At 64.7% G+C, this 17,483-nt stretch carries 18 protein-coding genes; 12 read left to right on the top strand and 6 right to left on the bottom strand.

The window, feature by feature from the left end; translation table 11 throughout:
- Positions 1–224 precede the first annotated feature (224 nt).
- From B7X49_RS11295 to B7X49_RS11275, 5 genes are read left to right on the top strand one after another with little or no spacing between them, the layout of a single operon-like run.
- Positions 225–449 (top strand): hypothetical protein, encoded by a 225-nt coding sequence (locus B7X49_RS11295; protein ID WP_286704572.1) that lies wholly within the window; start codon positions 225–227, stop codon positions 447–449.
- Between the two features lie 3 nt (positions 450–452).
- Positions 453–737 (top strand): hypothetical protein, encoded by a 285-nt coding sequence (locus B7X49_RS11290; RefSeq protein ID WP_286704571.1) that lies wholly within the window; start codon positions 453–455, stop codon positions 735–737.
- 34 nt (positions 738–771) lie between these two features.
- A complete protein-coding gene (locus tag B7X49_RS11285; protein ID WP_286704570.1) occupies positions 772–2,664 on the top strand; it encodes a DUF3857 domain-containing transglutaminase family protein in 1,893 nt (630 codons plus the stop codon).
- On the top strand, positions 2,661–3,644 hold the full coding sequence (pdxA, locus tag B7X49_RS11280) for a 4-hydroxythreonine-4-phosphate dehydrogenase PdxA (protein WP_286704569.1): 984 nt from the start codon (positions 2,661–2,663) through the stop codon (positions 3,642–3,644). Before B7X49_RS11285 ends, pdxA begins: the two co-directional genes overlap by 4 nt.
- On the top strand, positions 3,641–4,354 hold the full coding sequence (locus B7X49_RS11275; RefSeq protein ID WP_286704568.1) for a pyridoxine 5'-phosphate synthase: 714 nt from the start codon (positions 3,641–3,643) through the stop codon (positions 4,352–4,354). Before pdxA ends, B7X49_RS11275 begins: the two co-directional genes overlap by 4 nt.
- Positions 4,355–4,486: 132 nt before the next feature.
- Here B7X49_RS11275 and rsmA read toward each other — a convergent pair whose 3' ends face one another.
- The 6 genes from rsmA to B7X49_RS11245 form a co-directional block, all read right to left on the bottom strand.
- Positions 4,487–5,293, bottom strand: coding sequence for a 16S rRNA (adenine(1518)-N(6)/adenine(1519)-N(6))-dimethyltransferase RsmA (gene rsmA / locus B7X49_RS11270; RefSeq protein WP_286704567.1), 807 nt, complete (start codon positions 5,291–5,293; stop codon positions 4,487–4,489).
- A gap of 4 nt (positions 5,294–5,297) precedes the next feature.
- Positions 5,298–6,581: a peptidylprolyl isomerase gene (locus tag B7X49_RS11265; protein ID WP_286704566.1), complete on the bottom strand. Its 1,284-nt coding sequence runs from the start codon at positions 6,579–6,581 to the stop codon at positions 5,298–5,300.
- Entirely contained in the window at positions 6,578–8,830 is a 2,253-nt protein-coding gene (locus tag B7X49_RS11260; protein WP_286704565.1) for an LPS-assembly protein LptD, read from the bottom strand. The genes B7X49_RS11265 and B7X49_RS11260 overlap by 4 nt, the downstream gene beginning before the upstream one ends.
- A 3-nt stretch (positions 8,831–8,833) precedes the next feature.
- Positions 8,834–9,964: an LPS export ABC transporter permease LptG gene (lptG, locus tag B7X49_RS11255; protein WP_286704564.1), complete on the bottom strand. Its 1,131-nt coding sequence runs from the start codon at positions 9,962–9,964 to the stop codon at positions 8,834–8,836.
- Positions 9,961–11,082, bottom strand: coding sequence for an LPS export ABC transporter permease LptF (gene lptF / locus B7X49_RS11250; RefSeq protein ID WP_286704563.1), 1,122 nt, complete (start codon positions 11,080–11,082; stop codon positions 9,961–9,963). The genes lptG and lptF overlap by 4 nt, the downstream gene beginning before the upstream one ends.
- A gap of 147 nt (positions 11,083–11,229) precedes the next feature.
- Entirely contained in the window at positions 11,230–11,850 is a 621-nt protein-coding gene (locus B7X49_RS11245; protein ID WP_286704562.1) for a TetR/AcrR family transcriptional regulator, read from the bottom strand.
- Positions 11,851–12,135: 285 nt separating this feature from the next.
- Here B7X49_RS11245 and B7X49_RS11240 point away from each other — a divergent pair, with 285 nt between their 5' ends.
- From B7X49_RS11240 to B7X49_RS11210, 7 genes are all read left to right on the top strand, one after another.
- Positions 12,136–12,681, top strand: a complete 546-nt coding sequence (locus B7X49_RS11240; RefSeq protein WP_286704561.1) for an OsmC family protein — start codon at positions 12,136–12,138, stop codon at positions 12,679–12,681.
- 1 nt (position 12,682) lies between these two features.
- On the top strand, positions 12,683–13,813 hold the full coding sequence (locus B7X49_RS11235) for an acyl-CoA dehydrogenase family protein (protein ID WP_286704560.1): 1,131 nt from the start codon (positions 12,683–12,685) through the stop codon (positions 13,811–13,813).
- Positions 13,810–14,130: a 2Fe-2S iron-sulfur cluster-binding protein gene (locus B7X49_RS11230; protein WP_286704559.1), complete on the top strand. Its 321-nt coding sequence runs from the start codon at positions 13,810–13,812 to the stop codon at positions 14,128–14,130. Before B7X49_RS11235 ends, B7X49_RS11230 begins: the two co-directional genes overlap by 4 nt.
- Positions 14,131–14,164: 34 nt before the next feature.
- On the top strand, positions 14,165–15,067 hold the full coding sequence (locus tag B7X49_RS11225; protein ID WP_286704558.1) for a sulfurtransferase: 903 nt from the start codon (positions 14,165–14,167) through the stop codon (positions 15,065–15,067).
- 157 nt (positions 15,068–15,224) lie between these two features.
- Positions 15,225–15,674 carry a cyanase gene (cynS, locus tag B7X49_RS11220; RefSeq protein WP_286704557.1) on the top strand — a complete coding sequence of 150 codons (450 nt, stop codon included), beginning with the start codon at positions 15,225–15,227 and terminating at the stop codon, positions 15,672–15,674.
- On the top strand, positions 15,674–16,483 hold the full coding sequence (locus B7X49_RS11215) for an ABC transporter ATP-binding protein (RefSeq protein WP_286704556.1): 810 nt from the start codon (positions 15,674–15,676) through the stop codon (positions 16,481–16,483). Before cynS ends, B7X49_RS11215 begins: the two co-directional genes overlap by 1 nt.
- Positions 16,480–17,292, top strand: a complete 813-nt coding sequence (locus B7X49_RS11210) for an ABC transporter permease (RefSeq protein WP_286704555.1) — start codon at positions 16,480–16,482, stop codon at positions 17,290–17,292. Before B7X49_RS11215 ends, B7X49_RS11210 begins: the two co-directional genes overlap by 4 nt.
- The last annotated feature ends 191 nt before the right edge of the window (positions 17,293–17,483 follow it).

Raw genomic sequence — 17,483 nt, 5'->3', positions numbered from 1 at the left:
CCGCTGGATGTTCTCCACAGATCAGGCAAGAGTGAAGATGGCCAAATCCTACCCCACGCCATCAATCAAGGAGTCGTAATCACTGCGACGGGACACTAGGCCGCTCGCGCGATCTTGAGGCGTGGGGCATCAATCACGAGCCCCAACGGCGATTGAACCTCCGCCGCGAATCCGTTACGTTCAATCACGTTGGATCGACGGAAGGTCTCATGTTGCTACCGCGCATGCGTCGCTACTTTATCATCGGTCGACTGCTGTTGGCGTTGGTCTTTCTAGTCGGCCTTGCCGTGATGGCGTTCGAACCCGCAGCACGCCCCCACGGTGTCTGGCTGTTCCTCGAGGGCATACCGCTGGTGCCCAGCGTGTTCACCGCGGTGCAATGCATCTGCGCCCTGTTCAACCCCGCAGCCTTGGATCGGTTTCCCGAACTCCGCTGGATGCTGGACTAACCGATGGCACAAGCTAAGCACGTCCCCCAAGCGGACGCACCGAGCCCTCTACTGACAAAAATGCGGCAGACGTTCCTGTTGTGCTACACGATCTTCTTCGGTGAGCAAGCGTGGCTGCTATGGCAATTGGCGGCTCGATCCCCCACGTCCGGCGATCATCTTTCGGTGATCGTCCATGCCGTCGTGATTGCCGGTAACGCACTGATGGCCACATGGGGGCTCTATAACATGGCCTTCCTGCGGAACCCGCACTCACGCCTCTACCTGTTCCGCTGGATGAGCACGTAACCTGGTCGCGCGATGATCTGAAAGGGCTGCCCACATGATTCCGAAGCTTCGAACCGGCGCGGCACTGGCCGCGTTGATGGCAGGCATGAGCATTATCGCGGCCGCCGCTGCAACCCCACCGCCCACCCCGAACGCCGCAGGCGCGCCGTTCAAAATGCTCTCCTACAGCGACACCTTCACCCTCGCCGCCAACGGCACCTACACCCGCACGGTCCACAAGATCATCGAACCGCTGACCAAAAACGGCGTGCAGAGCAATGGCCAGATCCAGGAACTCGTCGCCACTGCGATGGAGCATTTCCACCTCGTCTCAGCCAAGACCATCGCCCCCAATGGCAAAATCTACCCCGTCACCGCCAAGGACGTACACACCCAAACTGCGCCCTCGGCGGTCGATGCGCCAAGTTTCAGCGACGCAAAAATCGTCAGCATCGAATTCCCCCATGTCGAGCGCGGCAGCAAGCTCGATGTCACCTACACCATCCATCGCTTCCAGGCCTATTTCCCCAATGAATTCTCCGGGATCGACGCGGTGCCGCCCGGCCAACTGACCGGACATGAACAGGTCGAAGTCCGCGCGCCCGCCAGCCTGCACCTGCTCACCTCGGTGCGCGGCGGCTACACAATGACCAGAACGGTCAAAGGCAACACCCAGATCATCACCGCAACTCTCGATAACCCGCCCTACCACGTCGTCCCCGGCGATGCCGTCAGCACCGCGCAGTTCGAGCCCATGTTCCTCGCCACCACCTTCCCCAACTGGCAGGCCCTGGGCGATGCCTATTGGTCCCGCGCGGCCGCAAAAACTCAGGCGACGCCGGATGTCAAAAAACTGGCCGATGAGATCACCGGCAACAAGACCGGCCGCGCCGCGATGGACGCGCTCTACGACTGGGCGGCCACCCACATCCGCTGGGTTGGCATTGAACCCGGCCTGTCGGGCTGGATTCCAGCCGCCGCGGGCCATACGCTGACTCGGCGCTACGGCGATTGCAAGGCCTCCGAAACCCTACTGGTCGCACTGCTGAAAGCCAAGGGCATCAAAGCCGAACCCGCCCTGATCGATGGCGGCAGCGCGGTCTATCGCCTCACCCGTCGCGTCAATCTCGGCATCATCGACCACGTGATCGTCTACGTGCCGAAATACAAACTCTTCCTCGACCCGACATCCGGTTTCGCGACACCGGGTGAATTGCCGGTGGGCGATGCCGATAAGCCGGTGATACTCGCCTCCGCCCACTCCAGCCTCGCGCGCACCCCGGCCGGTCCCGCCTCCTATATCCAGCAAACCGCCGAAACAATCGCACCGAACGGCGCATTACACGGCAGCGGCACCATCCACGCCACCGGCTACACCGACTGGATGATGCGCGACATTCTCGACCAACTGCCAAAAGCCGCCTACCCGCGCGTCGTCAAACAGGTCCTCTCCGGCGAAGGCCTGGTCGGCACCGGCACGTTCACCGCCGCCAGCGCCGACGATCTGACCAAACCCTTCATCGTGACCGATCATTGGCGCGCACCCGGCTATTACGACCCTGGCCACATCGTGGTGCTGCGCGTCCACAAGGGCTTCGCCTTCACCGCCATCGGCCATTATCTCGCAACCAACGCCTCGCCGAGCCAGCTCTACCCGGTGAAACGGGCGATCGGCACGCTGCATTTCACCACGAGCCTGACGTTGCCGGCCGGCTACAAAGTGCTGGCAACGCCCGAAAGCGGCACGGTCAAAACCAGCGTCGGCAGCTTCGTGCAATCCGCGACCATGCACGGCACCACCCTCCGTCTGGTCCAGACATTGTCGCTCGACCGCATGTGGTATCCCGTGCAGGATCGCGACGCGCTGAAAACCCTGTTCACCAAAGCGTACCGGCTCGATCGCCAGCAAATCGTCCTGGAACGCACCAACACCAAGCCCCAGGCGTGACCGCACCAATCGTCCTGACCATGGGCGACCCGGCCGGCATCGGCGGCGAAATCACCGCCGCCGCCTGGCTCGCCGCGCAGCAGGGCAGCACCCCCGGCATCCTGCCGTTCTGCCTGATCGGCGATGTCGATTGGGCCTGCGGCTTCGGCGTCCCGATCGAGGTGATCGACCATCCATTCGCCGCCGCCGCCGCCTTCCCGCGCGCCCTGCCCGTCCTGCCCATGCCGCTCACCGCAACCGTGATGCCCGGCCAGCCCGACACCGCCAACGCCGGCGCCATCATCGGCGCCATCGAACGGGCCACCGCCCTGGCCATGGCCGGCACCGCAAGCGCCATGGTCACCAACCCGATCGCGAAATCCATCCTCTACACCGCCGGCTTCAAACACCCCGGCCATACCGAATTCATCGGCGCTCTCACCAACACCCCTACCCCGATCATGATGCTCGCCGGCCCCGCCCTGCGCGTCGTGCCGGTCACCGTGCATGTCTCGCTCCGCCGCGCGATCGAAACCCTCACCACCGAAGCGATCATCACCGCCGCGACCATCACCCACGCTGCCTTGATCCGCGATTTCGCCATCCCAACCCCCCGCCTCGCCATCGCCGGGCTCAACCCCCACGCCGGCGAATCCGGCGCCATGGGCGACGACGAAACCCGCATCATCGCCCCCGCCATCGCTGGCCTGCGCGCCGCCGGAATCGACGCATTCGGCCCCCTGCCGCCCGACACCATGTTCACCCCGATCGCGCTGCAGGGTTACGATGCGGCGATTTGTATGTATCATGACCAAGCTCTCATTCCGCTCAAAACCATCGACATGGAGAACAGCGTGAACATCACGCTCGGCTTGCCCATCATCCGCACCTCGCCCGACCACGGCACCGCTTTCGATATCGCTGGCAAAGGCCTCGCCCGCCCCGCCAGCCTGATCGCCGCCCTCCGCATGGCCTCGATCATGGCCGGGCAACGCGCATGACCCGCCAACGACTCGGCGTCAACCTCGATCACGTCGCCACCCTGCGCAACGCCCGCGGCGTCGATTACCCCGACCCGATCCGCGCCGCCCACCTCGCCATCGAAGCCGGCGCCGATGGTATCACGCTGCACCTTCGCGAAGACCGCCGCCATATCCGCGACGCCGACATCACCCGCGCCCGCAGCTTGCCAGTACCGCTCAACATGGAAATGGCCGCGACTGATGAAATGGTCGCCATCGCCTGCCGCGAACGCCCACACGCCGCATGTCTCGTCCCGGAACGCCGCGCCGAAATCACCACCGAAGGCGGGCTCGATGTCGCCGGCAACGACGGCTCCCTCGCACCCCGCATCGGCCGCCTGCGCGACGCCGGTATCCGCGTTTCCCTGTTCATCGACCCCGATGAACGCCAACTCCAGGCCGCAGCATCGCTCGGCGCGCCCGTCGTCGAACTCCACACCGGCGCCTACGCCGACGGCAAACCCGGCGAACTCGACCGCCTGATCGAAGCCGCCACCATCGCCACGTCCCTCGGCCTCGAAGTCCACGCCGGCCACGGCCTGACCTTCACCAACGTCGCCCAAGTCGCCGCCATCCCCCAAATACGCGAACTCAACATCGGCCACTTCATCGTCGGTGAAGCCGTCTTCATCGGCCTCACCGAAACCATCCGCCGCATGCGCGCCATCATGGAGGCCGCCCGGCGCTGATCGTGGGAACTGTAGGGCTGGGGTGGGGCGTTGAGGGGAAGCAAGATCAGGAGGCTTCGTCCCCGCCGCCCCCCCCCCCCACTAAGGGCGGAGCCCCTTGGCCTTGCTTCCCCTCAGCACCCCACCCCAGCCCTACAGTGCCTCGGCCAGCCGGACGTATTCGGCGGGGGTGAGGGTTTCGGCGCGGCGTTCGGGGTCGATGCCGACGCGGTTGAGCAGATTGGCGCCGCCCAAGGATTTCAGGGAGCCGCGCAGCATTTTGCGTCGTTGGCCGAAGGCGGCGGCGGTGACGGTGCCGACGCGCGTGAGAAGTGCTGGTGTCGGCTGGGTGGGGTGCGGGATCAGGCGGACCACGGCCGATTCTACTTTCGGCGGCGGCGAAAATGCTGCGGCCGGCACGGACATGGCGATACTGCCATCGACCGTGAGTGCCGCGAGAACCGCGAGGCGGCCGTAGTGTGGCGTACCGGGTGCGGCGATAATGCGTTCCGCCACCTCGTGCTGAAACATCAGGACCATCGCCTGAAAATCCGCCGCCTGATGCAGCCAGCGGACCAGCATGGCGGTGCCGGCGTTATAGGGCAGGTTGGCGATGATGATCCGTGGCGCGTCGGTGATCGCGCGCAGGTCGATCGCGAGGGCGTCGCCGGCGACCACGTCCAACCGTCCGCCCGCCACGGCCAATAATTCGGATGTCGCGGCGATTGCGCGCGGATCGACCTCGATGGCGGTAATATGCGCGGCTTCGGTGTCGAGTATGGCGCGCGTCAAGCCGCCCGGCCCCGGCCCCACCTCGATCACGTTGACGCCAGCGAGCGGCCCGGCGACCCGGACGATGCGGGCCAGCAAATTGCCATCGAGCAGAAAATGCTGCCCGAGCGATTTGCGGGTCGCCAGACCATGCCGCGCGATCACATCGCGCAGCGGGTCCAGTGCCATGGTGTCAGCTCGCCTGATCGCGCTCGATCACGGCGTTGCGATGCAGCGCGTCCATCAATTGTTGCGATTCGAGCGCAACGCGGCGCTGCACCAGGATGTTGGCGATCGCGGGAATTGACGGCAATCCGGTTGTGCTCGTGGCGCGCTTGCACACCATCACCATCGCGACGCCGTGCTGGGAGACCAGCGGCTGGCTGATCTGCCCGATCGGCAAGCTGGACAGCAGGGATTGGAATGCCACCGGCTGCACGGTCGCGAGGTTGACCGGACCGGGATCGGCCTTGCGAACGTTCCCGACCGCCGCATTGGCCGCCGAAACCGCGTCACAATCGTGCAACCCGCCGCGTAGCGCGTTGGCATGGGTCAACACCGCCAACTGGGCCGGACTGGGCTGACCACCCTGGAACGGGCTCGGGAACGGTAGAAACACCTGGCGGATGTTCAGGATGGTTTCCTTCACCTCGCCGAATTTGCGCGTGCCGAGCAGGTTGACGATTTCGAAGCCGCCGGCCACCCTCACCGGATCGCTGATTGCACCCGCGGGCATCCGCTGCACGATGGCGCGCACCGCCGGGTCGAGCAAGTCGGGCTCGACCCAGCCGCGGTCACCCCCGGTCAGCGCGCTCTGGCTCTGGCTGAACTGCGCGGCGACCACTGGGAACGGCGCGCCGTTGCGCAACTGCTTGATCACGGTCTGGGCGAACAGTTTCGCGTTGCCTTCGTCGGACGGCCGTTCGATCGGGATGAAAATCTCGGCGATATGATATTGCGTCTCGCCGAGTTCGTGTTTCATCGCGCGCTGTTCGGCGAGCACGTCTTCCTTGGTCGGCCGCAGGTCGGGGCCGAGTTTCTTTTTCAACACATCGGTCCAGCCGAGTTCAGTGCGAAACTGACCGACCAGGGTGGAATACGGCACGCCGGATGCTTCGAGCTTTTTCTGCAACCCGTCGGGCGGCAGGCCGTTCGCCTTGTCGATCCGCGCCAGCGCCGCTGCGATATCCGCCTGCGACACGACGATCTTGTTCTGCTCGATCGCCTGCAGCTGCAACGCCTGGTCGATCAATTCGCTGGTAATCTGTGGTTTCAGATGCTCGAGCGTCTGCGATGTCGGTGGCAGCCCGGCCGAGAGGGCGAACAACCGTGCCCGCGCATCGACATCCTGATTGGTGATGACCGTGCCGTTCACCACCACCGCAATCCGCGCATCCTGCGCGCGCGCGATCCCGGGCGACGCCACAACCATAGCTCCGAGGCCGAGCAGAAAACCATAAGGTCGCAAAGATTTCATAGGGCACTGAATCCGATGTTGCCGAGCGTTTTGAGCGTGATGTTGATCAGCAGCGTGGTGGTGCCGTGATCGTAGTTGAAGGAGGTGAACGAGCGGTAGAAGCTGACGTTCACCGCCGTGCATTCGTTCTGCCAGGTGGCGGCAAGGGCCGCGTTGTCGAACTTGCCGGTCGCGATGTTGCGCTGGGTGGCACCCGAAAAGGTCCAATGCGGGATCAGCGAGGTCGCAGCCCCGAACGTGATTTCACGCTGCGGCACGAAATACGACGCCGGTGGCGCCCCCGCCTGGGTGAACAGGTAATACGGATTGGTGGCGCTGTAAAAATACCCACCGCTGAACCGCAGCGCCTTGTTGCCCACGGTGGCATAGGCGTCGATCATTCGCGCGCCCAGATCCTGATGCGACAGGCGCGTCCGATACGTAAAACTCAGCCACGACACCGGTGCGAGCGTCGCCCGCCCGACGATGTCGGACACATTGCCGTTCAGGCCGCTATCGACCGGATACACCAGCGATTTGTGAAACGCGTAGGACTGACCGATCAACCCGGTCGCATAGGCGCCGTCCGGCAGATACCACGCCCCCTGCAACGCATAGTCGACGCGCGACCCACCGGCAAAGCGGTCGATCCCGCCGAAGCGTTGCAGGCTGAACAGATTGGCGTCGCTGAACTGGAAATCGAGGCTGTCTTCGTTCGGGATCACCTGATTCTGCGTTACACCGTAATTCGGTGCCACCTCGAGCTGCACGCGCGGCTCGATGATCTGCTCACCCCAATCCCCTGCGCTGCGTTCCAGCGGCCAGCGCGCCGAAATCGCCCCGATAGGAATGGCGCGCGCGGTCTCGGCCGAGCCGACATTCGAATAGTTCGGCTGTTCGTTGAGCTTGGAGGAATCGTAACCCGCCGCGATCAACCGCACCCGGCTATCCAACAAAATTCCGTCCGGCCCGGTCGCCGGCAGATCGTAGTTCGACACCACAGCCACCCTGCGGCTGCTGGTGCCGACCTGGCGCGCGATGTTATAGGCGCTGGCATCCATCGAGAACCGCCCGCCCCATTGATCCGGCGCGCCGAAATAATCATAGCGCGCATAGGGCGCGACGATCGGCACATTGCTCTGGGTGACCGTTGCGACCAGGCCCTGATAGGTGTCCGCGCTGATCTTCGCATAGGAACCGACGCCGAACCCTTCGAGATAGGCGTTCGAGGCGAGGAAGTTCTGGTTGGGCAGATAGCGGAAATCGTTCAGATATTGCGTGCTCGATGTGTGGTTGTAGGAAAACCCGGCCCGCCAGGTGTTGTTCAAATCGAACACGCCGTTGGAAAAAATCGCATCCGACAGGCCGGAGCTCTGCGCGTAGCGATCATGCCCGGCCGAGATGTTCACCGTCAGCTTGCCGTTGTTCAGCGCCTGGCGGTACTTCACATCCAACACCGGGCCGGCCTTGGTCGCGATGATCGGTACGATGGTCGCGTCCTGCGACTTGCTGATGTCCCAGAAATACGGGATCGCGAAAAACGTGCCGATGTGGGTCGATGAGCCGAACGAGGGGATCAGCAGGCCGCTCTGGCGCCGCACCGAGGGATCAGGCTGCGAGATATAGGGTAAATAGAACACCGGAAATCCATAAATCTCCAGTTCGGCGTCGTGATATTCGATGACCTTGTGCTGCAGATCCTCAACCGCGCTGCGCGCCTTGATCTGCCACAGGGGTGCCGCGGTCGGGTCGTGCTTGCACAGATCGCAGGTGGAATAGACCGGCTTGGACAATTCATTGAGCACGCCGCCATAGCGCCGGGCGCCGTTGGCGACGATGCGGCCGTTTTCGGCGAGCATGGTCGCGACATCGCTCATCACCGCGTTCTTCATGCCGTTCGACAGATCGGCCCGTTTGGCGAAGGCGATTTCGCCCGAAGGCTCCATCATCACCACATGCCCGATCGCGGTGGCGGTATTGTGATTGCGATCGATCACCACCTTGTCCGCATAGAGCACATGGCCGTTCTGCCAGGCCTGGACATCCCCGGTCGCGGTGACGATGCCGGTCTGGCGATCGTAGGAGACCTGATCGGCCAGAAACGTGACCGGCGCGGTCTTCGAGATCGGCCGTTCCGGCCCCGCGATCAGCCCGGCCATCTGCGCGCGCGCCGGTGGCGCCGCAGCAAGGCCAGCCAGGGCCACGCCGAGTGCGAGACCGCGACCGACGATATGGCGTTGCCGGTGACGGCGGAAATTTGCACCCTTCATGGCTCAGCCATCCTCCAGATGCAGGAGTAACGCAAGCGCGAGCATCAGCCCCGCCGCCGCCGGTGCCCAGGCCGCCAATATCACCGGCAGTGCGCCCGATTTGCCGAATTGTTCGGCAACGTCGGAGAGCATGAACAAAGCAAACCCGCAGACCAGCCCGGCGCCGAGCATCTGCGCCGCGCCGCCGCGCCGGGCCGGGCGCATCGAAAACCCGGCCGCGACCAGCGCCATGGTCGCGCACAGCAGCGGCAGCGAGAGCAGGCTCTGAAACGCAAGCTCATGGCGGGTAGGCGAAAAACCGGAGCGTTCGAGCAGGTTGATGAAGCGCGGCAACGCCCAGAACGACAGCGCACTGGGGCTGGCAAAGCTTTCCTGCACGCGACCCACGGTCAGATCGGTCGGAAACCGCAGGCTCGGCAGTGCGCGCGGTTCGGCGTCCGGCTGGAGCACGGCGACGTGATCGAGCGTCCAGCCGCCGGGGCGCAGCACGCCGCTCTGCGCCTCGATCCGGTCGTTCAGCCTGGTGTGCTGGTCGAGCCGCAGCACGGTGACATGGCCGGTGGTGAGTTCCTTGCCCTTCAAATGCACATCCTGCGCATGCAGGATCGCAACACCGCCGACCCCGGTTGCCGGGTCGGCCTGGCGCAGCCACAACTGCCCGCCGGCGAGCGACAGCGGGCCGGAGCCGACTTGCAGATACATCGAATACAGCGTCTCGGCGCGGGCGAACATCGCCGCCGAGAGCGGGCTGACCATGGTGGTGGTGATCGCGCCGATCAGCGCGGCGCAGACCACCGGCATCGCCAGAAACTGCCAGGCCGAGACGCCGCTGGCCCGCGCCACCACCAGTTCGGAGCTGCGGGTGAGGCGCCAGAACGCGAAAATACCGCCCAGCAGCACGGCGAACGGCAGGATCTGCATGCCGAGCCAGGGCACCCGCAAAATCTCCATCACCAACACCCGGCCGAAGCTGGCCTGCGGCTTGTCGGAGGCCTGGCGCAACAGATCAAGGAAATCGAACAACGACCCGATCGCGGTCAGCCCCACCTGCATGCCCAGCACCGCCAGCAGAAACCGCCGCCCGACGTAAACCGACAGCGTGATCGGAATGCTCAGCACCCGGCGCCGTCTCATGCCGCCTGCGCCCGCGTCAGCCGCTCGACCCGCGCGATCAGCACCCCGCACACCAGCGCTGGGCCGGCCGCGACAATAAAAATCAGCGGGATCAACCCGTTCTGCCGCGCCGCCAGACTATCGACGCCGATGCCCAGCGCCACCAGCACCATCACGCCGACCACAGCGGCGGCAAGCGCTGCATTGTTGGCCTGGCGGCGGAACGGGCTGCGCAGCACCGCGAGCAACGCGATCAGCGTGTAGGACATCACGTCGAGCGGTGCCACCAACCGCCGCCACGCCTCGGCGTGCCATTTCAGCCGCGTCGCCGGCGGGATCTGCGCGGGGTTCGGGTGGAACAATTGCCAGATCGTCGCTTCCGAGGTCTTGGGCGTGGCGCTGTCGGTCTCGGAGCTCGATTGCGCGAGGTCGATCAGATTGCGCTTGAAGCTCAGCACGTTGAGCCGGCCGGTCTTGGGGTCGATCTGCTCGCGCGAGCCATCGCGCAGCAGCACTTCGGGCCCGTTCGGCCCGGCGACCAGCCGGCCGGTGCGCGCCAGGATGGTCGCGGGCGCGCCCTTCTGGCGCTGATCCTCGATCAAAATGCCGTGCAGCACGGAATTCTGGTCCCGGCTCTGGATATAGACCGTGATGTGGCCGGGAATCGGGGTGAACACGCCCGGCTCCAGCAGGAACGCCGCCACCTTGTTGCGGATCTGGAACTCGAACTTGCTGAACTGATGCAAGCTGGCCGGCACCACCCACACATTCAGAATAAAGCATAGCACCATCGACAGGGTCGCCAGCGCGATCGCCGGGCGGGCAATCACGGGGTCGGACATGCCGCTCGCGCGCATCACCACCAATTCCCGATCGCTGATCAGCCTAGTGTAGACAAACATTGTCACAATAAAACAGGTGATCGGCAGGATCACCGCGACGAAACTGGGCAGCAGCAACCCGGTCAGATGCACGAACACGAACGGCGACAGGCCACGCTGGATGATCAGCTGGATGAACCGCAGCGACTGAGTGAGCCAGATCAGCGCGACCAGACCGACCGTGGTGACCGCAAGCCCTAGGGCAAGCTGGCCGAACACATAGCGATCGAGCCGGGTGATGGTGAAGGGCGAACGCATGCCGGTCTTTTGGCGGCGGGCCACGCGGATGGCAAGGCTGCCCCGGTTACATTGCCGCGGTCACATCGCCTCGGGGCACACCGCCCCGGTCACATCGCCTCGGGGCACACCGCCCCGGTTACATCGCCCCGGGGCAGACCGCCCCGGCTAAATCGCCTCGGTGCGCAGCGCCGCGTTCACAATGGCCTCGAGATTGCGGCGCGCGATGTCGAGCACGCTGGCATCGCCACTGACCATCAGGGCGGCGATCGCGCCATCGATCAGCAGCAGTAACTGGCGCGCGAGCGTCGCCGGTTCGGCAAACCCAGCCGCAGTGCCGAGGTCAGTGAACCGCGCCAGGATCGCACGGTGATGCGCCGCCGCCATTTCGCGCAGCCAGACCTCATCCTTGCGATGCTCCGATACCGCGTTCATGAAAGCGCAGCCGTAGAACTTGCCGCCGCTGAACCAATCGCCAAGTGCCGGGATAGTGGCGCGCAGTTGCGATATCGGCTCCGGCCCGGCCTGATCCAACCGGGCAAAGAATCGCCGGCGCCAATCATCGCCCTCCTCGGTCAGCACCGCGCGCAGCAGCGCGTCCTTCGAGCCGTAGCGGGCGTAAAGCGTCATTTTCGAGGCACCGGCCTCGGCGAGAATCCGATCGATGCCGGTGGCGTGGATGCCGTCACGACAGAATAACGCGCGCGCGACATCGAGAATGCGGGTTTGCGGCGAGGCGACAGGACCGTCTGCCGCCTTGAGCAGCACGGCCGGTTTGGATTTGCTCATAAAACCATCATATCTCCGGGCACATGATTAAAAAATAACAGTAAAGCCGAACCAGAACGCCCGATCCATCGTTCGTATCTCCCCTTCTACACGAATTATGCCAAAAAATCGCCGACAAAAAAATCCAGTGAATGCCTGCCCCAAACCGCATCGACCGCGCGCCCACGGGCCCCGCGCCCCCGACCGGATCGAGCTTGGCATATGGTTTGCATGGTCAGTCTCAGCGGCAAGACAGACCGTTCTGTCTTGACCGCCTCAACCGGACCAGAGCCAAAAGGATCCACCATGAGCCAGCCAGTCACCGCACCAACCGCAATGATTTCCTGCCTGCAACCGATCGACCGCACCGGGCTCGAAGCCCTGATCGCGAAAGGCAAGGCCGACCCCACCGCGATCCGCACGCTGAAATGCAAGACGATCGCCGAAGGCCGCTTCCGCCACCTCAACATGATCCGCAATCTGCCGCCCTACATCGTCGACGAGCCCCCCGGATTGCTGGGTGACGACACCGCACCCAACCCCTCCGAAGCCTCGCTCGCCGCACTTGGCTCATGCTTGGCGGTCGGCATTCACGCCAACGCGGTCGCGCAGAACATCACGATCCAGTCGCTCGAGCTCGAGCTCGAGGCCGATATCAACATCACCGCGGTCTGGGGCACCGGCGATGTCTCGCCCAAGCCGGTCGGCTTCGATGCGGTGCGGGTGAAGGTCAATCTGATCGCCGACGCCCCGCAGGACCAGATCGACGCGCTGATCGCCCACGCCACCAAATGGTCCCCGGTCGCCAACACCTTCACCAAACCCGTCGCCCTCGACGTGAAGGCGGCCTGACATGGATGGCGGCATCGGACTGATCAGCCGGCGTGGCTCGCTCACCAGCACCGAAGCGCGCGACGCCGTCGCGGCTGAAACCGCGGCGCTAGCCGGGCTCGCCGCCACCATCGACCAGGACGGCATCTACCCAGGCGCGCAACTGCGCGGCCTGGGCGATGCCGGCACCTACGGCCTCCACCTCGCCGCTCACAGCAAACTCGGCCGCCCCTCGCTGATCGACGCGATCGAGGCGATGGCCGTGGTCTCCGCCACCTGCATGTCGAGCGGTTTCTGCGTCTGGTGCCAGGATTCCGCCGGCTGGTATCTCGAACAGACCGAAAACGCTGCCCTGCGCGCGAAATTGCAGCCCGACATCGCCGCCGGCACAGTGATGGCCGGCACCGGCCTGTCCAACGCGATGAAGGCGCTGTCCGGCACCGAAGAGTTCCGCCTGCGCGGCAAACGCGTCGCCGGCGGCTACCTCGTCTCCGGCATCCTCCCCTGGGTCTCCAACCTCGGCGACGGGCATTGGTTCGGCACCATGTTCGAAAACGCCGACGACGCCAGCCACCGCGCCATGGCAATGGTGCAGGTCGGTCAGGACGGCGTCTCGATCAAGCAGAACGCGCATTTCGTCGCCCTCGAAGGCACCGGCACCTACGCCGTGCTATTCCGCCGCGCCTTCATCGCCGATGACCAATTGCTCGCCGACCCGCTCGGCGCCATGGTCGCGCGCATCCGCCCCGGCTTCGTCATGCTGCAAACCGGCATGGGACTCGGCGTGATCGATGCCGCGATCGACCTGATGCACGAAGCCAACCGCACCCAGGCGCATTGCAACACCCATCAGCGATTCGGCGCGGGCGAAGCGACCGACAAGGTCAGCGCCATCCGTGAACGCCTCGCAACCCTCGCCGCCACGCCGCTGGAACGCGACCGCGACTATATCCGGTCCGTGCTGCAAGCGCGCGTCGATGTCTCGGAACTCAGCCTCGAAGCCACCCAATCCGCCATGCTGCATTGGGGCGCCTGCGGCTATATCCACGGCTCACCGGTCGACCGGCGCATCCGCGAGGCCTGGTTCGTCGCAATCATCACCCCCTCGATCCGCCAGTTGCGGCGCGAAATCGCGGCACTTTCGGCCTCATGAGCGCCATCGCCACCATCATCATCGTCGATCAATCCGGCACCGAACACCGGATCACGGCGAAACAGGGCGAAACCGTGATGCAGATCGGCCGCGCCGCCGGGCTGCCGATCATCGGCGAATGCAACGGCTCGATGGCCTGTGCCACCTGCCACGTCATCGTCGCCCCCGCCTGGGCCGACCGCCTGCCACCGATCGGCGAGGACGAGGACGCAACGCTCGACACTCTGTTCAATCTCTCTCCCACATCCCGCCTCGGCTGCCAGATCGAGATCACCGCGGCGCTGGATGGGCTGGAACTAAGCCTACCCAAACGCTGATCTGCCGCACCCCACCCCCCCAGGAGGCCAGACCATGACCGTGCTCATCTCCCCCGCCGAACTCGATACCGCCATGTCATCCGGCATGTCATCCGGCATGTCATCCGGCGGCATCGTCGTGATCGACACCCGCAACCCCGCCGCCTATGCCGAAGGGCATATCCCCGGCGCGGTCAATCTGCATGACATCTTCACCTACCTCGCCACCTCGACCCCCGAAGGCATGGCCGAGCTGCGCAGCAAATTCGCCGATGCGTTCGGCGCCCTCGGCTTGTCCGGCAGCGAGACCGCCGTGCTCTACGAAGGTTCGATGAACTCCGGCTTCGGCCAATCCTGCCGCGGCTTTTTCCTGTTGCAATACCTCGGCTACAAACACGCCAAAATCCTCCACGGCGGCCTCGCCGCCTGGACCGCGGCCGGCATGAAGGTCCGCACCGAAGCCGCCACACCGACCCCCGCCACCTTCCCGATGACCGACGCGGGCAAAGACCTGATCCTGACCAAGGACGATGTTCTCGCCGCCCTCGATGACAAATCGATCGTCCTGCTCGACGTGCGCGATGTCGATGAATGGGTCGGCGAAAGCTCCTCGCCCTACGGCCCGGATTTCTGCCCCCGCAAAGGCCGCCTGCCCGGTGCGCGCTGGATCGAATGGTACCGCATGATGAAGCCGACCGCCGCCGGCCCGATGCTGAAATCCAAAAACGAAATCCTCGCCGAATGCGCAACCGTCGGCGTCACCCCGCATTCCAAAGTCTATATCTACTGCTTCAAAGGCGCGCGCGCCTCGAACTCCTACGTCGCCCTCGCCGAAGCCGGCATCACCAACACCGCGATCTATTTCGGCTCCTGGAACGAATGGAGCCGCGATCCGTCGCTGCCGATCGAGGAAGGCCTGCCGTTCGCGGCCGCTGCTATGGCCGAGGCGGCTGAGTAAACGCCAGGAAGAAGGGTTCTTTTTTGTAAAAAAGAACCAAAAAACTTTTATTCGCTGGGCCTGGGGCGCACGATCTGAGCGCCTCAGGACCAGATTAAAAAAAGTTTTTGCTTCTTTTTATAAAAAGAAGCGCTTGCTTAACTTAACAGGGACACCAATGAACGAAGCAAAAACCGCCCTAGGCCAGAAAATCCTCAAGATCAAAAAAACCAAAAACCTCACCTGGACCGAAATCGCCGCCAAGCTCGGCCACGCCCCGGTCTGGGTCTGCGCCGCCTGCATGGGCCAGATGTCAATGACCCCGGAAACCGCCGAAAAAACCGCCGCCCTGTTCGGCCTCGATGACGAGGAAGCGGCAGTGCTCGCCGAAGCACCCTATCGCGGTTCCCTGCCCACCGCCGTCCCCACCGACCCGCTGATCTACCGCTTCTACGAGCTCGTCTCGGTCTATGGCACCACCTGGAAGGAAATGATCCACGAAGAGTTCGGCGACGGCATCATGAGCGCGATCGATTTCGACATGACGATGGAGCGCCAGCCCGACCAGAAAGGCGACCGGGTCAAACTCACCATGAGCGGCAAATTCCTACCCTACAAACGCTATTGATGACCGCCGCAACCATCCTGATCGAGCGGATCGGCTTCGCCTACGCTGGGCGCGGCGCGCCGGTCCTGCAGGATGTCTCGCTCACCATCGCCCCCGGCGCGATCACCGCGCTGGTTGGGCGATCCGGCTCGGGCAAATCCTCCCTGCTGCACATCATCGCCGGCCTCGCCAAACCCAGCACCGGCCAAGTCCTGATCGATGGTGTCGCCGTCGATGGCCCAACCCCGCGCGCGGTGATGATGTTCCAATCCCCCTCGCTCTACCCCTGGCTCACGGTCGCCGACAACGCCGCCCTCGGCCTGCGCTTCGCCGGGCTGAAACGCGCCGAAATCGACCGCCGCGTCACCGAAACCCTCGCCCTGGTCGGGTTGCAGAGCATCGCATCCAGTCGCGCCAACGCCCTCTCCGGCGGGCAGGCCCAGCGCGTCGCCCTCGCCCGCGCCCTCGTGATGCAGCCCGACGTGCTGCTGCTCGATGAACCCTTTGCCGCACTCGACCTGTTCACCCGGCTCGACCTGCAACGCGACATCCGCGCCATCGCGACAAGGCTGAACATCACCGTCGTCCTGGTCAGCCACGACATCCCCGAAATCGCCCGCATGGCCGACCACGCCGCCTTCCTCGCCGGCAGCCCCGGCCGCATCATCACCCAGACCAGCATCGGCAACGCCGCCCGCGGCTCCGCCGATGACACCGCCCGCGCCGAAATCGCCCGGCTCACCGCCCTCTACGAACAGGCGAGCGGCGGCATCACCACCCCGCGCACCACCATCGAACCCGCAACCGCAACCCCGGCCTTCGCCCAATGAGCGTCACCGCCCTCAACCCCACCGCACCACGCCGCGACAAGCTCCGCACCCTGCGCGACCAGGCGCCGGTCATCGCCGGCGTGATCATCCTGCTCGGCCTGTGGTGGCTCGGCGGCGCGCTGCTCCGCGCCGACCCCGCGACCAAAGCCTTCGCCGGCTTCGCCCCCGCACCCGCCTTCGCCGCCCTGATCCATCTCGCCGCCACCGGCGCGCTCGAAACCGCCGCCCTCGCCAGCCTCGCCCGCGTCGCCGGCGGCCTCGCCATCGCCATCACCCTCGGCGTGCCGATCGGCATCGCGATCGGGCGCATCAAGGTGCTGAAACAAGCCACCTCAATCCCGTTCCAATTCCTGCGCATGATTAGCCCGCTGTCCTGGATGCCGATCGCCGTGCTGGTCTTCCCCGGCTGGAACGGCGCCATCGTCTTCCTCATCGTCATGGCCGCGGTCTGGCCGATCATCTTCGCCACCGCCAACGGCGTCTCGAAAATCGACCCCGCCTGGCTCAAAGTCGCCCGCAACCTGCGCGCCACCCCGCTGCAACGCCTGCGCGCCGTCATCCTCCCCGCCATCGCCCAGGACGTCATGACCGGCATCCGCCTCGCCCTCGGCGTCGCCTGGATCGTGCTGGTACCGGCCGAATACCTCGGCGTCTCCTCCGGCCTCGGCTACGCCATCAGCGATGCGCGCGACACGCTGGACTACCCGCGCCTCGCCGCTATCGTCCTCACCATCGGCCTGATCGGCTTCACCCTCGATAGTCTCTGCACCCTGATCATCCGCCGCGTCATCTGGCAACGGGAAGGCTGAACCATGTGCATCCAATGTGACACTCTTGCGCAAGGATGGTCGTGCGATGCCGCCGCCCCACCCGGCATCCCGCGCCGCCGCACGCTTGATTACTTACTCATCGGTCGGTAATTAAGACGACATTTTGCTAGTCGTATGTTTGCGGGGGTGATATAATTCCGGCATGAAACGGGACGGTCGCAGATTTGATC

Source organism: Acidiphilium sp. 34-64-41 (assembly GCF_002282635.1).
GTDB classification, from domain to species: Bacteria; Pseudomonadota; Alphaproteobacteria; order Acetobacterales; family Acetobacteraceae; genus Acidiphilium; species Acidiphilium rubrum.
This window is presented reverse-complemented; position numbering and strand designations above follow the sequence as displayed.